Genomic DNA, 22,803 nt, shown 5'->3' on the forward strand with positions numbered 1-22,803 from the left:
AAAAGAGATATAAATGTAAGTGATTTAGCTTAATAAAAGGATCAGATCAAATCCTTTGTTTGTAACATACCGTTTATTTGGGTCTTTTACTTTCATCGGGTTCCTCTTCTATATTTATTTGTTCTGCCGTATCTTCTCTTTTTTCATCTATTGATTCTAGTTTTTCCAGTAATTCTTTTTCTTTATTATCATTCTTAACTTTTTTTGCTGGCATTGTTTCACCTCAATAGTTTTATGTCTGCTAAAGTAATAAATATACTGAAATGCTTACTGATACTGAATTGCTTTTGTTAGTACAAACCTGCATATGTTAAGTAGAAAATATGTTAAATAGAAAATTAATAGCATAAAATATTATGATATTTTTTTGCAATTACTGTTTTTATATTGTCTCAACTTGAGAATAAGGAGTACAAGTTCTCTATAAGTTGTTTATTGATTTAACATGGCAGTGTGCCGAAAGTTCTGTAAATTCAAAGTCGAATTTTTGTATACTGAACAAAATTCAGCTCTCTTGCTAGGGGATTTTCAAACCACAAACTTTATAAGATTTATAATTTTACAGAAAAAGTGGCACACTGCCCACAAGATTTGTGTTGGATTAAAAATCGATAGCAGAAAAAATTATGAAATATGAACTTTTAATGAGGAAACTGGGATTGATAATACCTTGAATTAAAAAAGGGCACCGAAGAAGAAATCAGTCGTTATATCGAATAATCTTACGTAAATTAGGAGAGGTACTTGCGAGAGTTGTGTATTAGCAACAATACTATCAAAACAAATCCAGTTGTAAGCACAACAGCTACAACACGATGCTGCGAAAAATGATTAAATAGAGATGTGAGTGCAAGTCCAATAAGAGTAACTGCAATTACATAATAATTTTTTTGCCTTGAGATATCGAGATATAATCTCAAATTATTATTTACCAATTCATTATATTCCCTATATACTATCATGCCCCCTCTTCTTACTAGCTTTCTATGGTGAAATATTGCCAGCACATTAATAATTGAGATTAAAAAAGCCATAAATAAGCAAAGAAAAGAAAAAAAACATGATAAGAACGAAGAGCTTCACTGATATTAGGGGTTAATCTGCCATTAGGGGATAGTTTGCTTAAAAAAAAGGTAAGAGCTGTGATAGTGAAACCAAATGTTGTAATTATCAGGGTTATCAGCGAATAATATCTATCCAAAATTTTGGATTGCTCGTAGAATAAATCTTTCTCAACATTTCTTTGCATAATTTGGATTTGATCCTCTACCTTTTTATCAACTAAGGTTTCGTCCTCTACCATATCGTTGCCCCCACTCTAAATTTTCGGATCTTCTTTAGCTTGACTTGGTTAATACATCCTGAAAAAAGAATCCCGAAAGAGCGTTTATCAAACAATATACCCTTCAATGCTGCTTATTTTCAGCTCGGCAAATCCTGTTGAAATGATATTCATGAGTATTTATATATTTGTAATAATAAAAGAGTATTTTCATGTAAGATTCAAAGTCACAGAGAAGAACTTTAGAAGTAGTTATTGACAGGTAAGTAAGAAGATGCACACTGAAAGCAATAATATTGAGGATCGCCTCAAAATATTGCTTACATCATTTAGAATTGAAAAAAGAAAACAGCACAACCGGCTAACGTAAACATTTAAACATCAGCAAGTTAGGATATTTCTATTTATAAGCCAGTTAAAATATAAGTATATATAAATAGAAAAATGCAAAAGCGGATCGATTAATTAGATAAAAAATTTAGAATGTTTAATTAAGAAAAAAGTTATAAGAGATATAATTAGGATAATGGTAATTGAAATTAGGCAATTATTAAAAACAAAGATTTTGAAACTTTTATTTTATTTATGTCTCTGAGTAAGGTATTAAATTCCCATATTACTCTTTTAAAGCTGCATATTTTAAAAAAAGCTCATTCTAAATCAATTCTGTTCCTGAATTCATAAAGTTTCACAACTGTTCTTATGTTCAGAAACTCGATTGACTATTCGAAATACAAAATCCAGAAGAGCAGTCTGAGTTTCGGAATCAATTCACAGGCAATTTTAGAAAAGTAGTTTTCCTTATCATACTTAAATTTCATATAGAAAGGCCTTTTAGTACTTATTGATAGGCGAGTAAAAATGTACACTGAAAGCGATAATCTTCAGAATTACCTCAAAAAGAGTGAGGTTATAGACTTTGATAACAAGCTGATCGTTGATAAGTGCCTTGAGTTGCAGAAAGGCATAGATGATGAAATCACCTTAATTAAAAAAGTTTATGAATTTGTCCGGGATGAGATTCATCATTCAGGTGATATTGGAGAAATGAGCGTTACCTGTAAGGCATCAGAGGTTCTGGAAGCCGGCCACGGAATATGTTGTGCCAAAGCTCATCTGTTTGCAGCCATGTTAAGATATTTCGGGGTGCCTGCTGGGTTCTGTTATCAGAAACTTTCTTCAAGTCGTGATGCTAACGTAAAATTCTTGCACGGCTTAAATGCTGTATATTTAAAAGATCCGGATAAATGGATAAGATTAGATGCGAGAGGCAATAAGCCAGGCCGTGATGCTCAGTTTTCCAGATACGAGGAAAAGATTTCCAAGAAAGTAAATAAAGAACTCGGGGAAGAAGATAGTCCCGTGATCTTCGCAGAGCCCAATCAGACTGTTATTGAAATATTAAAGACAAGTAAAGATATGAAAGAATTATGGGACCAATGGGATCTTGGGCTGAGGGATTTATTTCGCACTTAAGAATTAACTCAAAGTTGGAAAACCGCTTTCCATTCACCCGTTAGAAAATGGCTCTGGACTTCGATTCTTAGTAGAGAAACGATAGAGGTGAAGCATGAAACTTGAAATTCAATTCGATCAGTTAAATAAAAAATATGTGAATGCAGCAGCGGATTTAATTATATCTGCATATATAGAAGAAAAAACAGCGATTCCTTTTTTGCCATACAAAGATGAACACTTATATTTTCTCAGAAAGTTAATTAAGAACTTATTTAACAATGGAACAGGCATTGTTGCTGTCAGAAATGAGGAACTAATCGGGTTTATCGCCGGATTTGAAGTTGAAGAACTGTTCGGGAAATGTAAAGGAATTTATAGTCCTCTATATGGGCATGGCGGGAAAAAAGAATGTAGAAGCATGATTTATCAGGAGTTATATATGCATGTAGCTGAAAAATGGGTAAAACAAGCATTTTTTACCCACGCATTAACATTTTTTGCACATGACAGAGAAACTATTGATTTATGGTTTTGGCAGGGATTTGGCCTGCGCTGTGTAGACTCTATTTGTGAATCAAAAAACATTCCTGGAAAAAATCTTTCTCCTGAAAATAACTCTTCCCCTGAAAATAATCCCTCTAAAATTGTAATTAAAAAAGCCAATGAGCTTGATGTACCAGCTTTAGCAAATATTCATAGACAGCATAACATGTATTACAGAAACTCACCTATTTTCATGCCCAGAATAAATGAGGACCCGGTTCAAGATTTAACTGATTGGCTTAAAAAAGCTAACCATCATTTATGGGCAGCTTATCAAGATGAAAAACCTTTGGGGTATATAAGAATTCAACCAGATGCTGAAACTTTTGTTTCGGAACATATAGACATTATGAACATAACCGGTGCATACGTTCTGGAGAGTGAAAGAAAAGCAGGTATAGGAACTATGCTATTGGGAGCAGTACAGGAGTGGCTTTTAAAAAACGGATATAATCTTTGCGGAGTAGATTTCGAATCCATAAATATTACGGGAAGCAGGTTTTGGAATAAGCATTTTATTCCTTATGCATATAGCATGGTTAGACGGATTGATGAGAGAATTTCAATAAGTTAATTCCAAAATAAAGATGGAAATAAAATCATCCTGTTTTAGCGTGTTTGCACCAATAGCAGTGGAGCCGGAATACCAGAACAGAGGGATCGAACTAATATTAATTTTTTCGAAACTTTTTAAATCCAGCCATTAGATTCAAGAAATTCAATAGCTTCTACGGTTCCATCACCAAATGAGGCATCTGTCACGTAATTGGCAGCCTCTTTTATCTTTTCGTCTCCGTTTGCGACAGCAATTCCAAAGCCTGAAGCTTCAAACATCTCTACGTCGTTTTCCGAATCTCCTATAGCTACGAAATCTTCAGCTTCAAGCCCCATCATGCCTGCAAGTTTCTGGAGGCCGACCCCTTTGTTAATTTTCGTGCTCTTGAGATGGATGGCATATTTCGTATCAACCATTTCGATGTCCAGACTCTGGGTTTTGAGAAGAGCTCTGGCTTTTTCGAGATCAAAGTCCCTTCTGAGGGCAATCTCGGTTTTTCGGTATAAAGGGTCAAGTTTGGTGAGCTTGAAATATTCGGAAAGAAAAGAATAGGCTTTCTCACATTCCTCAAGGCTTTCTTCAAAAGTGCCCTGCAAATCGAAGCGAACAGTAACAGCCCCTCCGTTTTCTGCGATTACAGCTCCTTCCAGGCCGATAAGCCTTGAGGCTGTCCTTGCATAACACAGAGTATTTCCTGTAGCAAGCACGACAGGAATTTTAAGAGAACGAATCTTTTTCATGGCCCCCAGATGAAGTTCCCTTTTCTCGCAGGTGATTGTACCGTCAATGTCGGCAACGATAGCTTTGAATTTCATAAAAAAGATTGGGTAAGGGTAGATAAAATGTTTCCCTACCCGCTTTGAATATGCCTATCATTTACGTATTGTTTACTTCAATGACACTTTCTTCTTTATACGCTTACTTCTTGATACGCTTGCTTCTTACTTTTACTGTATTTCACAGCTATTTCACAGCTACATTTCACTGGTCTGTGAGTCCGGCTGTAGTGACTGCGATAACAGCTTCTCCTTCTGGCAGGTTGGGAGAGTCCACCAGACGTATAATTCTTTTGTCTCCTTTGGATTTCCTCAGGTATAGCCTGAAAGTTGCTGTGTGTCCGACTACGTGGCCTCCGACAGGTCTTGTGGGATCACCGAAGAAAGCATCGGGTTTTGCCATTACCTGATTTGTTACAACCACGCAGGCATTGAATAAGTCCCCGAAGCGGAGCAGGCCGTGCATGTGCTTGTTGAGTTTTTGCTGCCGGTCAGCAAGGGTTCCCCTTCCCACATATTCAGCCCTGAAGTGAGCCATAAGCGAGTCAACAATCAGCAGACGAACGGGCTTTCCCATATCCCGAAGCTCGTTTGCAAGATCTGTTGCAGATTCGACAAGAAGGATCTGGTGATTGGAATTGTATGCTCTGGCGACATGGATATTCTGGAGGAACTCTTCTGGATCAAGTTCCATGCCGTATTTCTCGGAAAGCCCTTTTACCATCTGGGCAATCCTTTCAGGTCTGAAAGTGTTTTCAGTGTCTATAATGATAACCGAACCGTTAAGCCCTCCATGTTCCCTGTCCATCTGGACATTAACTGCAAGCTGGTGGGCCAGTTGGGTCTTTCCTGAGCCGAATTCTCCGTACAGTTCGGTAATTGCCTGGGTTTCTATGCCCCCACCCATCATTTCATCAAATTCGGTACAACCGGTCGTCAGCTTGCCTACCATTTTCCGCCTTTCAAGCACGATGTCGCCGGTCTCAAAACCTCCTATATCAGCAGCTTGCCTTGCGGCATTGATGATTTTTGCAGCCGTTGATTCCCCGATTTCGGCTGTAGTTGCAAGTTCAGAAGGAGAGGCAACAGCCACTGCTTCAATAGTATTAAATCCAGCTTCTTTGAGTTTTTCTGCGGTTGCAGGGCCAACTCCGGGCAGCTCTTCGAGTGCTATTTCGCTCATTACAAATTCTCCTAAGATGCACATGTTTGTATAAGGTGCATAACAGTTGCTCCACAATGGTTTTGAAGGTATAAATAACTAGAGGAAGCGAGGTGAAAGTGTTTTACACCGCCTCTGAAACACGGTTATATTGCCGGGAAACCTGGCAAATAGAGGAGAAAAAGAAGAAGGTTTTTCTAGCACTTACATTTAAAAAACTAGCGCAAAACAGAGGAAAAAGAAGAGAAAAGAAAAAAGAAGAAATTAGGTTTTGTCAAAATTGATGAAAAGGCATTAAAAGCGAAAAAATAGTTTAAAATGGCTTATTTAATCAAAAAATTGCACTTAGTACCTTTAAGTAACAACGCAAAATATAGATGAACATATAATTTAGTGATAAAAGGTTAATTAATGCTATATACTATTGATAAATTAGTACTTTATGTGATCTTTTTTTACAAATTGAATAAATATATAAATATTAATTATGTGTTGAAAATTTGAATAGGGCATTTTTCCTTATTACATAACTAAAAAGTACCATAGTTAAAATTATTGGCATTCCATTAAATCAAATTTAAACTGAGTTAAACAGATTTTTTACAAAATAGATATTTTTTACCTAATGTTGTTGAAAAATAAGGAAACCTGCAAAAATGGTGGAGCCTTAAATGAGAAGAAAATGAGAAGAGAAAAGAGAGGAAAAAAAGAAGAAAAGAAAAAAGAAGACAAAAGAAGGAAAGTAGAAAAAAGAAGAAAAGAAAGAGAGTGAGCAAAAATTCCCAAAATACCGGAAAAAAACCAAAAATTCTTTTTACTTGGTGGATTATCACCAATCATGCCAAAGGTCGCAGTCGGCGGTACGTTTCAGTATTTTCATGACGGTCACGCCAAACTGATTGAAAAAGCATTTGAAATAGCAAAGGATGGAAAAGTCCACATAGGACTTACCTCGGACGAGATGCTAAGCAAAAGTCACAGCGTCGATAATTATGAGAAAAGGAGAACCTTGCTGCTGCAGTACATAAAAGAAATGGGAATTCCGGATGACAGATATGAAATCACAAAGCTGAATGATCCTTACGGCCCTGCTCTCGAAGAGGACTTCGATTACATAATTGTCTCTCCTGAGACTTATCCGGTCGCTCTCAAGATGAACCGTATCAGGGAAGAAAAAGGAAAGAAGCCCCTTAAAATTGAATACGTTGAATATGTAATGGCTGAAGATGGAAGCCCGATCTCCTCGACAAGGATTGCAAACGGAGAGATTGACAGGCATGGTAAACTGAAAAAGAACATTAAGCATTGTAACACTAAGAACTGAGCACCAAGAACTGAGCATTAAGTATTTACTACTATTAAACAGTTAGACTCTCCATTACGATTATATTAAATTAGCTATAAGTCAGGACAGAACTAAGTCAGGACAGAACTAAGTCAGGACAGAACTAAGTCAGGACAGAACTATGAAGTGATAATATGCCCAGAGAATTTACACAGAAGGACATTGAGATTTTTAACAAGCTTGCTCCTGAAGCCAGAGGAAGTATAACTTCCAGGGAAGCAGGACACCAGTTTCCCTTTATCCTGCGACCGGTCTCACATAAGTTTGCAGAATCTTCTGAAGATTTTAGAAAAAGACTGGAGAGGCTAAACCCCGAAGAACTTGATTATCTTGTAGGGCTTGCCCTTGAAGGAAAGGAGGATGTTCAGTCCCTGGACGAAGATTTTGAAGAGCTAGTTACAGTTGTTACCGAAAAGCTGTCCCCTGAGAGGGCAAAGCAGCTAAAGGACTTTGTGGGAATTTTCTGATAGGATAGTTAAAAATGACCTCGAAAGATCTGCTTTTCGGAACCGGAGGAGTTCCGAGAAGCACAAAAGGAACAAGCAGCATATCAGGAATCAAACGGATCAGGGAGCTTGGCCTTGATTGTATGGAGCTTGAGTTTGTCCAGGGAGTGCGCATGGGCGAAAAAGGGGCGAAAAACGTTCTGGAAACTGCAAATAAAGAAGAAGTAGCCCTGAGTGTCCATGCCCCCTATTACATCAACCTGAATTCTTATGAAGAAGAAAAATTAAAAGCTAGCCTGGAAAGGATTTACGAGGCAGCAAAAGTAGGCAGCCTCTGCGGAGCCGAATCGATTGTACTGCATGCCGGATTTTACCAGAAAAGTACCAAAAAGCACACCTTTGAGAATATATCAAAAGCCCTGAAAGAGCTTACCGGACAACTCAGGGACGAAGGAATCCAGGCAGTCCTGCGTCCTGAAACTATGGGTAAGCGTACGCAGTTCGGAACGCTTGAAGAAGTGCTTGCATTGAGTGCCGAAATTGAAGGCGTTATGCCTTGCCTTGATTTTTGCCATCTGCACGCAAGAGAAGGTAAAGAAAACTCTTACTCCGAGTTTACGGAAATTCTATCAAGAGTGGAAGAAAGCCTTGGAAAACAAGGGCTTTCGAATATGCACATGCATATCTCAGGAGTCGAATACGGCACGAACGGAGAAAAGAGACACCTAACTTTAAAAGAATCTGACTTAAATTATCCCGAACTTATGAAAGTCTTAAAAGAATTCAAAGCTCAAGGAAGAGTAATACTTGAGAGCCCTATTCTTGAAGAAGACGCGCTTATGCTGAGAAAGCTTTATAACGAGATATAATTTTGATTTTATATCTTTTTAAAATTTCCTGGGCGCTCATAAACCAAAAAGATATATCAAAATTCCGGATAAAATTAACACAAAATTTTTATTTTTTGCTTAAAGCCTTTAGATAAAAACTTACAGGTAAAAAGAGATTAATATGTACTTGGCGTTGCAAGCACATATAGTTAAGTAATGTTTAAAGACGCATTCTTAACAAATACAAAGCAACGGCAATTCCCATATTTTATTGAATTCCGCTCCAACTGTATTGTTTACCACTATACTCGTGCTCGCCCTTTGACTTCCTGTGCTTTGCTAAATACTTTTCTTTGTGTTTAATCACCAGGTAGACACCAGCCAGGCCCACAAGAGTGTAGATCAACCGTGAGATTAAGGATCTCTTCCCAAATATAGCTGCTACCAGATTAAAGTTCAGTAGCCCTACAAGACCCCAGTTAAGAGCTCCTACAATCGTTAACAGCTTAGACGGAACATACAGATTATCCGGTATATTATGCATTTTATGCATCTTTCCAAACCTCCCCATTGAAATAGAGCATTCACAAAAAACAGATCATTTTTTCTGACTGGAAGATTCCAGACTTTCAGATGATCCAGTTACTTGCTCTAGTAAACACAATGTTGGAGCTAAAATGTTATGAATCTATTCCTTAACCCGGATATCTGGTGTAAAAAGAATGAATTTCTATATACCCATTGATTGAAGCGTACTCAAAATAAGCTGGTTAATTAACTTCTTCTCATCGGAGGATAACTGTTTACATAGCCTATAAGGAGTATTGCCAATATGAGGAAGTTAGCAAATACCCACTAGAAAGCAAAGAGCCTTTGTTTACTCACACTTTAAGCGTTTCATGGCTGTCACCTGTCTCTTCGAGCCATTCACAGCCTTCGTCTCGGTTAACAACTCCAACGGTAAACTCTATTCCGCTTGTTTCCACATATTCCTTTATTCTCTTAAAGGCATGGTCTACCATCCCGCCAGCTGTAAGGATAAGGCAACGTTTTCCACAAAGTGCTGTCAGGATAGTTTTGTCTATAACACCTGAGGAAATATCCAACCTGATTCCGTCCTGTTCAGCAAGAATTTTACTTTTCTTACCCATTGCTCCAACAAAAATAATTTCTCCTTCCTTAAGGATTTGTTTTAATTCTGACAGGGAATAGTTGTCAGTATCATAAATCAGGATTCCACCGGCTTTGATTCCCTTACGTTTTAACTCAACAATAGCCCTTCCGTCTGGATGAATATGCAGTACGGTAGCGTTAACAGCCTCATAAGGAGAGTGAGTCGCATATTGCCCGTACATAATCCCTAAGTTCAGATTGTCTCCTTCTTTGACTCCTGGAGGGACATCAACCCATATAAGATCAATAGGTTTTAAAGTATTGACAAGTTCGGGTATGGTTTTTGGGGAATTATCACCAGATGCAAGCCCCCTCCTTTCGATTTCATGGTAGATCTCAAGGGTGGTAGGCTGACGGAGTCCCGCTTTTTTGAGGAGTTCGGGTTCTTTGAAAACCTCCGCCGGTGTGCCCTGTCCTATGATTTTGCTGTTTGACAGGAGGAACACATAGTCGGACCAGCGATATGCAAGGTCCACATCATGCGTAGAGATAATAATAGTGCTCCCAAACTGGTTAAATTCGTTAAGCAAATCCATTATTTCATCGGCGCCAACAGGATCCAGGTTTGAGAGAGGTTCGTCAAGGATAATCACTTCAGGCTCCATCGCCATAATTCCGGCAATTGCAACTCGCTTTTTCTGCCCTCCGCTGAGGTGATGGGGAGGTTTGTCCTTCAAGCGAGAGAGTCCTACCTGCTCAAGAGCTTTCTGCACGCATGAGTCTACCCTTTCTTTTGAATAACCCAGGTTCGCTGGCCCGAAAGCTACATCCTGGTATACCGTGGGGGCAAATATCTGGTCATCGGAGTTTTGAAAAACTATTCCTATGGATTTCCTGATGTCCCTTAATGACTTTGAATCATACTTGAATGGAACGCCGTGAAAAAGAACATCTCCCTGAGCTGGTTTAAGCGTCCCGTTTAAAAGCAGGAAAAGTGTAGACTTACCTGAACCATTCTGTCCTACAAAAGCAACCTTTTTTCCTTTTTTAATTTCAAGATTCAGATCCTGAACAGCCACTGTTCCGTCAGGGTAAATATATTTAAGATCCCTGGCTTCAAGAATAATCATAATCTTTTACCTCAGACAATAGATACGTTTTTTGTTAGATAAAGAAGTGCAAAAGTAAGGAAAAAATAGGCTGAAGTAAGAAGCAGTTCAAGGGCTCCTACAGGCCTGTGCACTTCGAAAAGAGCCATTTTTCCATCATAACATCTTGAATTCATGGCAAGAAAGAGTTTGTCTCCCTGTTCCCAGGAGCGGACGAAAAGAGTACTCGCAAGCATACCCAGTGAATGAATAGACCGTCTGAAACTCGAGTACCCTAGCCTTACACTCTGGGCATACCTGATAGCAAGTGCCATGTCAAGAAAGACGAAGATATAACGGTAAATCAACATGGAGAGTTCTATAAAAACCTCAGGAAGCCTGGAAGCTTTAAGCACTGCAAAAAGCTCGATCATCGGTGTTGTCAGCGCCAGGAAATAGAGGCAGCACATACCGCTGATCGATCTTGCAAGTACGAGAAGGGCAAGTTCAAGCCCGTCTTTCCTTACCGTTAGGGGATACCCCATAAGTTTGAAGGACATTAATTCCTGCCCCGAACCTGAGAAAAAGGCAATTATAAGGATACCAACTACTGCAAAACCTACCGGTGCAAGCAAAAGTTTCAGGTACAATTTTAAAGGAGCTCGGCCGAGAGCAACTGATGTAAAGCTCATACATAGGGCTATGAAAAGAGGAGGAAACGGAGATGTGGAAGAAACTCCGACAAGTAGCCCGAAAAGGACTATTGTCAGTTTTAACCAGTTGTTTCTATGCCTTAAAGGGCTCATAAGGGCGTAGTCATCAAGAATATTGGTCATAGGGAACCCACAGATTGGTGAATGAGACTAAAAATGGATATTAAAAATAAAAAGCAAAAGATAAAAACTTTCCTCCCATTGAGGGAGGAAACAAACATGGTGGAAGAAAAGATTATAGAGAGTGTCTGTCACCCTCGGATTTACTTTTTCCTTTGTATCCTAGCTTATTTTCATAGTTTTTTTTGGCCCTGTAATAGCCAAAGAAGTATCCGATAACTCCTGCACCTATGGCTGCCTGCAGAGCAAAAAGCAAGCTTTCAATTTCGCCGCTTGGAGGTTCCCAGATAGGCTCTGCTATAGGTTTGTAAGTCCCGCCTGTAATTTCCTCAATAACACCCTCAGGTTTGTCGTCAGCTCCGCCATATTCGGCATTTGTGGTCGAAGATATGTAAATAAACTGAGCTACAAATATAAGGAGGATAGCAAGTACAATAAGCTCCAGTTTTCTACTCATGCAGAAAGCCCCCTGATCTTTCGGACAACGGAATCTTCAAGTACCTTCATTTCAACAAGGATATCACTTTTTACCTCAATTACATATTTGAAGAGCAAAGCACTGACAGCACCTTCTATTATTGCCAGGGGCACCTGGGTAATTGCGAAGATTGCAACAAACTTGCTGAACGAACTGAGGAAACCTGCAACGGAAAGTACGTCTCCTGCAGGAAATGCAAGAGCAAGCTCGGTAGAAGTTACAATATAAGTAGCCCAGTCTCCAAAGGTCGCAGCCAGAAATACAACTAAATAGAAGTTAAGTTTGGCCTTCATTCCAGCCTTATAGATAAGGTACGACACTACCGGACCCACAATGCCCATAGAGAAGACATTTGCCCCCAGGGTTGTCAAGCCACCATGTGCAAGGAAGAGAGCTTGATAGATAAGTACAATTGTTGAGAGAACCGCAGTAATAGCAGGCCCAAACATAATTGCACCAATGCCTGTTCCTGTAGGGTGAGAACAGCTTCCGGTAACCGAAGGCATTTTCAGTGAAGAAAGTACGAAAATAAATGCACCTGCAACGGCAAGTAAAGGTAAAATTTCTCGTTTTTCTTTCACTAACTTGTTCAGTTTGTAAATACCTAATGCAATAACTGGTATTGATATTGCAAACCACACTATACACCAAATAGCAGGTAAAAACCCTTCCATTATATGCATTGGATCACCATAAATAATGAAGATATATAAGAGCAAATACAGTAAATAAAGTAAATGGGTAATATCAAGTAAATATTATTGAGATAAAGACAAGTTAAATTGCGTTGATTTATATATATAAGTTGCGGTGACAGAAAAAGAGGGGCGTGAGCACTTATAAGCTAAATTTAAATGTAATAATATTTGGAAGGTAATAAGAGATTTAAAGCAGAACAAGCTAACTTGAAGCAGTGATATGCAAAGATTCAAGAATATATTTATTTCTTTCGATTTATGCAATTCAGTACTGCGACTCCGATATAAGTTTATAAAACTTGACTTTTTAATAAGCCCAAAGATCATATATTTCTCCAGGATAAGGAGTTAATTTTAGAATCGAAGCACAACACCTGCATCTCTGGTGCTGATGTTTTCAGGGTTATTGTCGTGGTGGCATCATCGGGCTGAACTCATCCGGAATTCAAAAAAAGAAGTTTTTACTTAAATAGCTAATAATCATGAGCCAAAAACCGTATTTTATTTATTTAATTCTCTATTCTCCAAGTGTTTAAGATATTCTGCAGAATCATTGGTCTATTAGTTTTAGAAGTTTCTGATTTTGAAATTAAGAATCAGAATCAAGAGTATTTAATCTCATTTTAAAACTCGATAACTGCTTCTATGTGAATTCCTAAGAATAAATATTTCAAAACAAATTGGTAAATCAGACATATGGGTTATTTTTCACTCAGAGTGCGTCTTGATTCATGATATACTGTACAGGATAGAGGTACGTAACGGCACAAAACAGGTTATTGGAGTTATCTGCAGGATATTTTACTGCTAGCACATAACGTATCGACTATAAAAACAGTAGAAGTAACTATATTTATTCATATGTAAAGTTCTAGGATTTGCGGCATATTAGATGAGGGATGACATGCATAAAACGATTTACTTCTTATTCTTAAGCACGTTGCTTTTTCTGGTATTTTCACCAGGCGTACTGGCAGAAGAAAATAAGATAAACGTAACTTATATTTCATTTTCGCCAAGTGATGCCCTGGAGTTAGCCAGCCAAAAAAATTTGTACAACGAATTTATAGAATACACATATATCCCTGCATATAATTTCACCACATATGATGCAAGTGATGAGCTGCTTGCAGCAGGAAAGAATGGATTCTTGGAGACGCAGGATGTAATCCTCTGCCAAATGCTTGATAAATCCGTATATGCTTCAATGGATAAAAGTTTCAAAGCAGCTTCTGATAATGGAACCTCACTTATGGCAATTCAATCCTCAGATACGCCTTCTTATTTTGCTTATGATTCTAACGGTTCTTTTGATGACCCGATCTGCAACTACTACAATAACATGAGCACTGAAGGAGACGGACTCGATAATGCAGAAGATCTATTGATATACCTTGTAACAGAAGGTCGTGTCCTTGGGTTATTTACTTCTTTTAATGAAAGCGTTGTAAAAGTTGAAAACTATTGAACTTATAATAAAAAATTATTTACTTTATTTCAGCCAGATAATCCGTAACTTACTTCAGTAAACACCAGTGTAATTCTGGCTATAATAGAAACTTACTGGGAAAGATAACATTTATTACCCAAATAATCAGACTTAAATAATAATATCTAAATTCTTTTTTAAATCCGCTAAGAACCTATTGAAACTCACCTTTTTGGAATAGCTGGGCGCAGATTTTGATGAATTCCTCTGCAAATAGACTTTTAATAACTTATCCCTGGAATTCATTCAAACCTCAGACTTTTCGAGTAGAAGACTCTCCCGGCATCCTTCTAGAACTCATGAGCGGAAACTAACATGAATTTATATAGGAAGATGATAACTTTTGAAAGAGAAGAGAATATTCATATTAACTGCTGTTTTTGTACTGTTAATCCTTATATCAAACTCTGCGTCTGCAGCTACTCTCTGTGTGAAGGAAGGAGGAGGTACGGGAGAATACGGAAGCCTGCAGGAAGCCATAAATGCCGCTGCTGAAGGGGATGTTATCCTCGTCGGTGAAGGAAGATACTGTGAAAATGTACTTGTAAATAAATCTCTAGATATAATTGCCAATAATCCATGCCCTAATAAAACAGTCATTACTGCTCTGGACTCTGAACACCCTGTGTTTCATGTGGTTTCCGATTCCGTGAATATCAGTGGATTTACTTTAAAAGGAACGAATTTAACATATGGAGTGTACCTAGACTGCGTTTCGGAAAACAAAATCAGCAATAACTATATTTCAGGAAACTGGAGAAGTATTGTACTGAGAGATTCATGTAAGAACTCTCTGGAAAACAATTACTTGTCTAACAGTGACAATGGAATCTGGCTTGAAAGCTCAGGACAAAACTCTATAAAAAACAACAAAGTAGATTCTAATCGTCATTACGGTTTCTATTTGAACGCGTCCGAAAATAATACCCTTCAAAATGACTGCGCGTTTAACGGAGCAATGGGAATTTATATGGAAAACTCTTCCGGATGTCAAGTTATTGACTCGGAAACTTCAAACAACTTTTACGGGATCTACCTTACAGGCTCTGGAGAAAGCCTGCTCGAAAACAACACTGCAGACTCAAATGAGATGTACGGCATATACCTCGGAAACTCGAATGAAAGCACTCTGGAAGGAAATCGTGTAAATTCAAATATGTGGGGGATTTATCTCGACTCAAGCTTCAATGTGCTTAAAAACAACACAATGTCTGGAAATAACAGGAATTTTGGTGCTTATACCTATCACTACACTGGAGATATGAATAATACAATTGACACCAGCAACACTGTTGATGGAAAATTCATATACTATCTTGTAGGGGTTTCTAACCGGACTCTTGATTCGGATTCAAATGCAGGAGTTGTCTATTGCATTAACTGCGAAAATATTACCCTGAAAGACCTGACCCTTGAAAACAACAGTTTCGGAATTTACCTGTACAATACTCAAAACTCAAAGCTTGAAGGAAATAATATTTCAAACAACGAACATGGAGTTTACCTCGGGAAATGTTCGGTAGTAACTCTTAGGGGCAATGAAGTCAATTCGAATGAAGGTGATGCCTTCATCTTAAGCAACTGCAGGAACTGCCTTGCAGAAAAGAACAATGCCTCGAACAATATGGCAGGTATCTGGCTCTGTGATATCAGCAGAGACAATATCCTCAAAGAAAACACAGTTACTTCGAGCAGCTGGTGTTGCATTGACCTTGGGGACACAAGCTGCAACAACACTCTGGAAGGAAATACTCTTTCCGGAGCCTATGAAGGAATTTACCTGTACGGAGCCAGTGAGAAAAATACTTTGAACAATAATACTATTACAGCCAGCTCCTATGGATTATTTACGGAAGGCTGTAGTAACAATACGATTTCAGGAAACAGTATTTCGGGGAATGACGTCGGATTATCTCTTAACCTGAACTGGACCGATGGGACAAACTCGGATTACAATACCGTCTATAACAACTATTTTAATAACAGCAAAAATGCCGAAGATTACGGAACAAATACCTGGAACATTTCAAAAACCGAAGGTGAAAATATCGTCGGAGGACCTTACCTGGGCGGAAATTTCTGGGCTTCTCCGAAAGGAGATGGCTTTTCAGAAACAGCCTCGGATAAGGATGGAGACATGATTGCGGACCTGCCGTACAATATAACGGAAACGAACTATGATTATCTCCCTCTTGTATTCGAAAAACCTCTAGAAAAAACTGAAAATAAGGATGAAAAAAAGTGAGAGAAAAAATGAGAGAAAAAGTGAGAAAAAGTGAGATAAGAAGCGAGAAAAAGTGAGAGAAAAAGCGAGAAAAAGTGAGAGAAAAAGCGAGAAAAAGCGAGAAAAAGTGAGAGAAAAAGCGAGAAAAAGTGAGAGAAGAACAGGTAAGTCTGGATAAAAAAAGAGAAAAAAGCCTATATAAAGAAAGGAGATAAAAACATGTACGGGAAAAATTTCAATTTATTGGTTCTGTTAATCCTGGGTATAATTGTTTCACAACTAGTCTTTCCGGTGTCAGGTGAAGCTTCTTGCAAACAGGAGAATGAGAGTAACGGAACTGTCATAATCGGCACTGTTGAAGGGGATTCACATACTTTTGTGAAAGATAGCGTTGCTACTGCGCTTGAGAATGAAGGTTTTGAAGTAATTGATCTTGGAAACGGCGTATCAGCTGAAAGTTTTGCTGCAAGCGCAAAAGAAGAGAAAGCTGATTTTGTGTTCAGTTTTGCCTCTATGAGCACTACAATGATCCACCAGATCCAGATTGAAGAGCAGCTCAAGGCTGCAGGTATCCGTGATAAAGTTATAACAGGTGTAGGAGGATCGCTTGTAACTCAGGCCTGGGCTGACCAGATAGGAACCGACATATATGTTTCTGGCCCGGAAGATGTCGTTTCCAAAGCAAAATTGGCTTTACTGAAAAGTAACAATAACGCTCTGAAAGCCAGTGTTCCAGCCAATGAAAATGCCAGTTGCAAAAATCCTTAAAGGATAAATTTCCAGTTATAAAATCTTTGTAGGGATGATTTTGAGAGGAAGGAGTTTTCCTTCCTTCCAGTCTTTGGTTATGTCAATAAGTTATTGAAAATTGTAATCAAAAGACTCTTTTTATATGTTTTCAAAAATGAAGGTGTACTTGTTTTTCATATTTGATCAATAAATCATGGACAAGAATTCATGGACAAGAATTCATGGACAAGAATTCATGGACAAGAATTCATGGACAAGAATTCATGGACAAGAATTCATGGACAAGAATTCATAGACAAGAATTCATGGACAAGAATTCATAGACAAGAATTCATAGACACGATTAGATAACCGCTAATGGCGTAATTCCTGAAGTAAACATATTAAAAAGAAGTTACTGACTTGTTTGAGATATATTACTGACTTTAATACACTCAGTGTTGAAGTTGAAAGAAGCTCTTAATTTGTTATAAATCAAATTGTTTCACAAACTCACAATGTAAGTTTACAATATAAGGTTTCTACAAAACCAAAAGTTGTGCGGAAAACTATTGAAATTTCAAAACGGAATTGGTTTTCAACCTGGTAAAAAAGGCTAAAGGATTGTTTTGCCAGGTTTTATTTATGGTTTCTCAACCCTTTAACCTTGATTTTTTATCGTTTTTCAATCTAAGGCTTATTCACTTTCAGAATATGTCCCAGATTTGTATTTGCAGTTACTTTTGTGTAATTTATTGTTGTCGTACTGCTGCTTACAGCATTGGTAACTGTAAATGTGACCTTATATTTTCCTCCCTTGAAATGCAGATGCTCTGAATTCGTTTCTTTTGAACTCGTTCTGCCTCCAAAACTCCATTTCATACGGTAGAAAACTCTGTTATAGTCAGTAAATCCTACTGTTAACTGAGCTTTTTCAGAGATTGGAGCTGCAGAAAACTTAAGCAACTGTTTTTGTTACAACTTTTATATAGTCGGTTTTTGTTACCGTGTTACGTCCTGCAGCATTCTTTACTGTCAAGTTAACAGTATATGTTCCTGCTTTACTATACTTATGAGTCGGATTCTCGACAAATGACTTTGATCCGTCTCCAAAGTCCCAGATCCAGCCAGAAGCTGTACCTGTGCTTGTATCAGTAAATTTAACGTTCAATGGTGCTTTTCCAGACGTAATACTGCTGGTGAAGTTTGCAGCAGGTTTTGATATGATTTTTATATATTCCGTTTTTGTTACTGTGTCACGTCCTGCAGCATTCTTTACTGTTAAGCTAACAGTATATGTTCCTGCCTTGGAATACTTATGAACTGGATTTTCGACGAATGACCTTGACCCATCTCCAAAGTCCCAGATCCATCCAGAAGCTGTACCTGTACTTGTGTCAGTAAATTTAACGTTCAATGGCGCTTTTCCGGACGTAACACTGCCGGTAAAGTTTGCAGCAGGTTTTGATATCACTTTTATATAATCGGTTTCTGTTGCAGTGTTGCTGCCTTTAGCATTGGTAACTGTAAGTGTCACCGTATACTTTCCGGCTTTGGAATACTTATGCTTTGGATTCTGCTGAGTTGAAGTTGTCCCGTCTCCAAAACTCCATTTCCATTTAGTCGGTGTTCCTGTACTTGTGTCAGTAAAGGCAACTGTTAATGGCGTTTTTCCTGAAGCAGGAGAGGCTGAAAAAGCAGCTACTGGCTTTGCTGGAGATGAACCAGTAACTTTAATGTATCCGGTTTTTACTTCAGAATCACTCCCACCAGATCCGGTTACCGTAAGGTTTACAGTGTACGTGCCTGCAGTACCGTAAGTATACGAAGGGTTCCGCTTGGAGCTGTCTACATTACCATCATTATTGAAGTCCCATGCATACGAAGATACGGTGCCAGTTGAAGCGTCTGTAAACTGAACGTCAAGAGGAGCAGTGCCACTGGTCACATTGACTGTGAAATTTGCAACCGGTGAGATAGAAGAGTCCTTGAAGGCATAGACTTTCTGGTCGCCTCCTATACTGAAAAGCATCCCGTCTGAAAGTGCAGGAGAAGAACCGGCATAGGGAGCATGCCAGACAATATCACCAGTGAAAGCGTCCAGAGCATAAAGGTTTTCATAACCGAAGTACCCAGATCCTTCGCTTCCCACGTAAACGAGCCCATCTGCAACAGCTACCGAGCAAGTCCAACCTCCGATCCCTCCGTTATCTGTTGTCTTTGAAGGTGTTGACCAGACAGGTGAACCTGTAGTCGCATTGAAGCAGTAAGTTTGCAAATTGCTATAGCCACTTGCTCCTCCGCAAACATAGACATTTCCATAGGCAAAAGCAGGAGTTGAATCTGATCTTTCAATGGTCTGTCTCCAGATTATCTTACCGTCAACTGCGTTTAAGGCAAGAAGATCTCCATTTCCATAGAAACTGTAAGTTGTCAGGTAAAGGATGCCGTCCTTGTAAGCCGGAGAACCGCATAAACTCTCAACGATATTATTAGTGTGCCATAGCTGTTTTCCGGTTGTTGCATCCACACAGTAAGCATGCCCTTGGTAGGAAGAGCCGTATTCCCAGCTTGTCAGGTAAAATTTCCCATCCGCATAGGCAGGTACTGACTGAGCGTCTCCTCTTACTTTAAAACTCCAGAGCAGATCTCCGGTGTACTCATCAAGACAGTAATAACGGCTTCCGTCCCAATCGTTGAAGATCACCTTACCGTCAGCAATAGCAGGCCCACTACCGACCACACCTTGAGATCCATGCGTATCGTCAAAGCTCCAGAGTTTTTCTCCTGTTTTTGCATTGTAACAGCCAAGTTCAGGCCCAGTGGCCGTAAATACCATGCCGTTATCGTAAGCAGGAGAGGCCCAGGAACCGTATACGGTTGCAGGAATGCTGACTTTCCAGGTTATGTCTCCTGAAGACTCGTCAAGGGCAACTAACTGGGGAATATCGTCTGTGCTATCGCTCATTGATCCAGGACCGCATATAACAAAGACTTTTCCTCCGGCAATTACCGGGGAAGAACTGCTAATAGCATCAATGTCTTTACTTACCCATTCAGTCCGGTTTGTTTTGGGCCCGCTTTCAGAATAGCCAAGATGGTCTACTTTCCCGTGGAACTGGAACCAGGAGTCCTCAGGGATAGTTTCATTTTCCTGTTCTTTAACATAATTGGAGAAAGGAAGCACTAGCGGATACTTGTCGGCTCCTGCATCAGCAGTATAAGCCGTATTCCCTATTCCATCTCCATTTGAATCTTTTCCGGTATAGTCATCGTAGTAATTACCCATATACCCTGTCAGTTTTGCTCCATTCCATACATATTCAACGGGTTCGGAACTCTGGAAGAATGAACCTGACCCTCCGGATATATGATCGCTTGAACCTCCCATTTTCCTGCCGTTGTTGTTAATGAAGGTATTCTGGTAGATCCTGTTGCCTCCTGTGCTATCAAGAACGGCTGCAAAGTCCCAGCAATTGGAGATGTTATTTTTCAGAAGAGTATTTCCAATCTCCTTTAACCATACACCTTCAGCGCAGTCATCGATCAGGTTATCCTCTATCAGAGTACCTTCTGCCGAAATACTGATCGCAAAGCACATCTCTTCGGTCCCTGTGATTTTAAAACCGCTGAACTCCACATTGTCAGCGCTGATAGTTACGCCGGAAACGTCTTTGAAACCCGAGGCTTTCAGGACAGGGGCCCCGATACCTTTAAGGGTCAGAGTCTTGTTAACGGTCAAAACTTCCGGATATTCTCCAGAATAAACCTGTATTATATCCCCTGAATTTGCTGCATTAATAGCTGCCTGTATGGACTCCCCATCTTTGACCTGCCAGGTAGTTGGTGCTTTGTTTCCATAGATATAGTCTTTGGCAACTTTCGTATCTTCACCGTTCTCGTTTTTAGCGGTGAGGGTTACGGTATAGTTTCCGGCTGTGATATAGGTATGAACCGGATTTACTTCGGTTGAAGTGTTTCCGTCTCCGAAATCCCAGAAGAATTTATTGGCGTTGAAGGACGTATCCCTGAAGGAAACAATCAATGGGAAGGAACCTGTCTGTTTGTCCGAACTGAAGTTTGCCACCGGAGAAAGGGCTTCGCCCTGTCCTATGCAGTACAGGTACCCGTTATCAGTTCCGTAGTAGACCTTGTCTTCGGAAAGAGCTGCACCCTGTAAGGTATATGCAGAATCTGCAGGTGGGTTGTAGTGCCAGGCAAGAGTTCCATCAGGATTCAGGCAGTAAATAGAACCGTCGACGATGGCTTCAGTGAAATAAATATAAGGTTTTCCATTTTTGACTGAAACAACAGGAGAAGACTTTATACCTCCGCTGACTGGTGTTTCCCAGATTACCGCTCCATCGGAATCATTCAGGCAGAACATGGACCCGGATTCCCCGTGTTCACCGTGCCCCACGTAAACCCTGCCTTTATATACGACCGGAGTTGAGGTTGAAAATCCTATTGAGGCTGCCCAACCGCTGTTAAGGAACTGGCCTGTGTCAGGGTTAAAACCTACTTTGAAACAGTAGCCTTTTTCCTGCCCTCTTTCGGAGGATGTGTACAGGGCCCCGTCAGCATAGGTTACAGAACTTCTGAACATTCCAGGATCTGTTAGTGCAAAGGATACGTCTGAACTCTTACTGAAATCAACCTCATCTACAAAGGTACCGGTGTCTTTTTCGAGACAAACCAGTTTACCTTCGAATACAGGGTAGACCAGGTAGTTCCCAACAACTACTGCCCCACTCCAGATAAAGCCGGAAGTTTTTGTATTTTCGTGCTTCCAGATTAAATTCCCGCTGTCATCGTAACAGTAGTAGTATTTAGTCCCGTTTCCTCCTTCAAGACCGTCTCCGATGTATAGCTTATGGTCATAATAGGTAATGGGACACTCAAAGCTGCTGTCTGTTACATGTGTTTTCCATAGTTTATTTCCAGTTTCTGGATCAAGAGCATAGAGATCTCCTTCAAGGGTAGGGACAAAGAGTTTTCCATCTCCCAGAGCAGGAGTCGCTGTCTGTACCAGACCACCACCAAGTTCCTTTGACCAGATAAGAGATCCGGTATCTTTGTTAAAAGCCCAGACAGAGGCATTGCCTGAAGTTACGAAAATTTTGTTTCCTGAAATCAGTGGCGGGACATTGACACCCCCGCTCCCACAGGGTTCCTGTTTTGAAGAAGTCAGGCTCTGCCAGATGATTTTTGGATCCCTGGTTGGAGCAGAGCTAAAAGTGTACCCGCTATTGGAGCTGTCCTTCTGGAACTCCAACCATTCGGATTCAGAGCTTGCTTCTTTTACCGTGGTATAGTCAGTGTTTACTTCGGAATCGTTCCCTGTTGAATTGGCAACTGTAAGATTGACGGTGTAATTATCGGCTGTACCAGCTGGATCTATTCTGATCTCTGCTGCAAAACAAGGTACAACCTCAAACAAGCTGAAAAATGTTATAACTAATAACGTTATGGATATAATCCTGTTAATTTTCAATTCTTTGTACTTTATCAATTTTATACCTCATTAAGAATCGGTTTTAAATATTGTCTTTGTAAATTTTCGGTGATTATACAGAAGAAACGGCATTTATAAATCCGGAAAAAAGCTGAATACAAAAAATACGGCTCTATTTTTGAAAAAATGTAGCCTTTCAGGTAAAAATTTTTATAACTCATCAAAATTTTTGCTGAAGGACTTGCCTGACTTTCCAATTTTTGGGGAAAATTTCAGGCATAGAGCTGTATAAAAAATA

General features: G+C 39.3%; 20 protein-coding genes. 9 read left to right on the forward strand and 11 right to left on the reverse strand.

The genetic code is table 11. The features are described 5' to 3' along the window. Window positions 1-73: 73 nt before the first annotated feature. Entirely contained in the window at window positions 74-214 is a 141-nt protein-coding gene (locus MSBR3_RS20185; protein WP_155396760.1) for a hypothetical protein, read from the reverse strand. A gap of 807 nt (window positions 215-1,021) precedes the next feature. Continuing rightward, window positions 1,022-1,303: a hypothetical protein gene (locus MSBR3_RS20995; RefSeq protein WP_230627972.1), complete on the reverse strand. Its 282-nt coding sequence runs from the start codon at window positions 1,301-1,303 to the stop codon at window positions 1,022-1,024. Window positions 1,304-2,143: 840 nt separating this feature from the next. On the opposite strand from MSBR3_RS20995, the gene MSBR3_RS08085 reads away from it, so the two are divergent. Both MSBR3_RS08085 and MSBR3_RS08090 read left to right on the forward strand, forming a co-directional pair. Beyond that, on the forward strand, window positions 2,144-2,758 hold the full coding sequence (locus tag MSBR3_RS08085; RefSeq protein ID WP_048107467.1) for a transglutaminase-like domain-containing protein: 615 nt from the start codon (window positions 2,144-2,146) through the stop codon (window positions 2,756-2,758). 94 nt (window positions 2,759-2,852) lie between these two features. Beyond that, the gene (locus tag MSBR3_RS08090) at window positions 2,853-3,857 is read left to right on the forward strand and encodes a GNAT family N-acetyltransferase (protein WP_048107468.1); all 1,005 of its coding nucleotides are present in this window, start codon (window positions 2,853-2,855) and stop codon (window positions 3,855-3,857) included. 116 nt (window positions 3,858-3,973) lie between these two features. Here MSBR3_RS08090 and MSBR3_RS08095 read toward each other — a convergent pair whose 3' ends face one another. Together MSBR3_RS08095 and radA are read right to left on the reverse strand one after the other, a co-directional pair. Next, window positions 3,974-4,654 carry a phosphoglycolate phosphatase gene (locus MSBR3_RS08095; RefSeq protein ID WP_048107469.1) on the reverse strand — a complete coding sequence of 227 codons (681 nt, stop codon included), beginning with the start codon at window positions 4,652-4,654 and terminating at the stop codon, window positions 3,974-3,976. 166 nt (window positions 4,655-4,820) lie between these two features. Further along, window positions 4,821-5,798, reverse strand: coding sequence for a DNA repair and recombination protein RadA (gene radA / locus MSBR3_RS08100; protein ID WP_048107470.1), 978 nt, complete (start codon window positions 5,796-5,798; stop codon window positions 4,821-4,823). Window positions 5,799-6,408: 610 nt separating this feature from the next. Here radA and MSBR3_RS20190 point away from each other — a divergent pair. The 4 genes from MSBR3_RS20190 to MSBR3_RS08115 all read left to right on the forward strand — a co-directional run bounded on the left by MSBR3_RS20190 (window position 6,409) and on the right by MSBR3_RS08115 (window position 8,437). Then, window positions 6,409-6,549 carry a hypothetical protein gene (locus MSBR3_RS20190; RefSeq protein WP_155396761.1) on the forward strand — a complete coding sequence of 47 codons (141 nt, stop codon included), beginning with the start codon at window positions 6,409-6,411 and terminating at the stop codon, window positions 6,547-6,549. Window positions 6,550-6,615: 66 nt separating this feature from the next. Then, entirely contained in the window at window positions 6,616-7,101 is a 486-nt protein-coding gene (locus MSBR3_RS08105; RefSeq protein WP_048107471.1) for a phosphopantetheine adenylyltransferase, read from the forward strand. Window positions 7,102-7,256: 155 nt separating this feature from the next. Then, a complete protein-coding gene (locus MSBR3_RS08110; RefSeq protein WP_048107472.1) occupies window positions 7,257-7,589 on the forward strand; it encodes a hypothetical protein in 333 nt (110 codons plus the stop codon). Between the two features lie 14 nt (window positions 7,590-7,603). Continuing rightward, window positions 7,604-8,437 carry a TIM barrel protein gene (locus MSBR3_RS08115; RefSeq protein ID WP_048107473.1) on the forward strand — a complete coding sequence of 278 codons (834 nt, stop codon included), beginning with the start codon at window positions 7,604-7,606 and terminating at the stop codon, window positions 8,435-8,437. 229 nt (window positions 8,438-8,666) lie between these two features. Here MSBR3_RS08115 and MSBR3_RS08120 read toward each other — a convergent pair whose 3' ends face one another. The 5 genes from MSBR3_RS08120 to MSBR3_RS08140 form a co-directional block, all read right to left on the reverse strand. Beyond that, window positions 8,667-8,951 carry a DUF378 domain-containing protein gene (locus MSBR3_RS08120; protein ID WP_230627974.1) on the reverse strand — a complete coding sequence of 95 codons (285 nt, stop codon included), beginning with the start codon at window positions 8,949-8,951 and terminating at the stop codon, window positions 8,667-8,669. A gap of 328 nt (window positions 8,952-9,279) precedes the next feature. Continuing rightward, window positions 9,280-10,641: an energy-coupling factor ABC transporter ATP-binding protein gene (locus MSBR3_RS08125; RefSeq protein ID WP_048107474.1), complete on the reverse strand. Its 1,362-nt coding sequence runs from the start codon at window positions 10,639-10,641 to the stop codon at window positions 9,280-9,282. 11 nt (window positions 10,642-10,652) lie between these two features. After that, window positions 10,653-11,435 carry a cobalt ECF transporter T component CbiQ gene (cbiQ, locus tag MSBR3_RS08130; protein WP_048107475.1) on the reverse strand — a complete coding sequence of 261 codons (783 nt, stop codon included), beginning with the start codon at window positions 11,433-11,435 and terminating at the stop codon, window positions 10,653-10,655. Window positions 11,436-11,547: 112 nt separating this feature from the next. Then, a complete protein-coding gene (locus MSBR3_RS08135) occupies window positions 11,548-11,889 on the reverse strand; it encodes an energy-coupling factor ABC transporter substrate-binding protein (RefSeq protein ID WP_048107476.1) in 342 nt (113 codons plus the stop codon). Further along, on the reverse strand, window positions 11,886-12,593 hold the full coding sequence (locus MSBR3_RS08140; RefSeq protein ID WP_048107477.1) for an energy-coupling factor ABC transporter permease: 708 nt from the start codon (window positions 12,591-12,593) through the stop codon (window positions 11,886-11,888). The genes MSBR3_RS08135 and MSBR3_RS08140 overlap by 4 nt, the downstream gene beginning before the upstream one ends. Window positions 12,594-13,512: 919 nt before the next feature. Between MSBR3_RS08140 and MSBR3_RS08145 the strand changes: the two genes are divergently transcribed. From MSBR3_RS08145 to MSBR3_RS08155, 3 genes are all read left to right on the forward strand, one after another. After that, window positions 13,513-14,076 carry a hypothetical protein gene (locus MSBR3_RS08145; RefSeq protein WP_048107478.1) on the forward strand — a complete coding sequence of 188 codons (564 nt, stop codon included), beginning with the start codon at window positions 13,513-13,515 and terminating at the stop codon, window positions 14,074-14,076. Window positions 14,077-14,440: 364 nt separating this feature from the next. Continuing rightward, window positions 14,441-16,342, forward strand: a complete 1,902-nt coding sequence (locus MSBR3_RS08150; protein WP_048107479.1) for a right-handed parallel beta-helix repeat-containing protein — start codon at window positions 14,441-14,443, stop codon at window positions 16,340-16,342. 198 nt (window positions 16,343-16,540) lie between these two features. Then, a complete protein-coding gene (locus MSBR3_RS08155) occupies window positions 16,541-17,089 on the forward strand; it encodes a cobalamin B12-binding domain-containing protein (RefSeq protein ID WP_048107480.1) in 549 nt (182 codons plus the stop codon). Between the two features lie 651 nt (window positions 17,090-17,740). On the opposite strand, the gene MSBR3_RS08160 is transcribed toward MSBR3_RS08155, so the two are convergent. Together MSBR3_RS08160 and MSBR3_RS08165 are read right to left on the reverse strand one after the other, a co-directional pair. Beyond that, complete coding sequence (locus tag MSBR3_RS08160; RefSeq protein WP_048107481.1) at window positions 17,741-18,016, reverse strand: PKD domain-containing protein; 276 nt, start codon at window positions 18,014-18,016, stop codon at window positions 17,741-17,743. Continuing rightward, a complete protein-coding gene (locus MSBR3_RS08165) occupies window positions 18,009-22,562 on the reverse strand; it encodes a PKD domain-containing protein (RefSeq protein WP_230627976.1) in 4,554 nt (1,517 codons plus the stop codon). The genes MSBR3_RS08160 and MSBR3_RS08165 overlap by 8 nt, the downstream gene beginning before the upstream one ends. Window positions 22,563-22,803: the final 241 nt, after the last annotated feature.

It is taken from the genome of Methanosarcina barkeri 3 (assembly GCF_000970305.1).
GTDB lineage: Archaea > Halobacteriota > Methanosarcinia > Methanosarcinales > Methanosarcinaceae > Methanosarcina > Methanosarcina barkeri_A.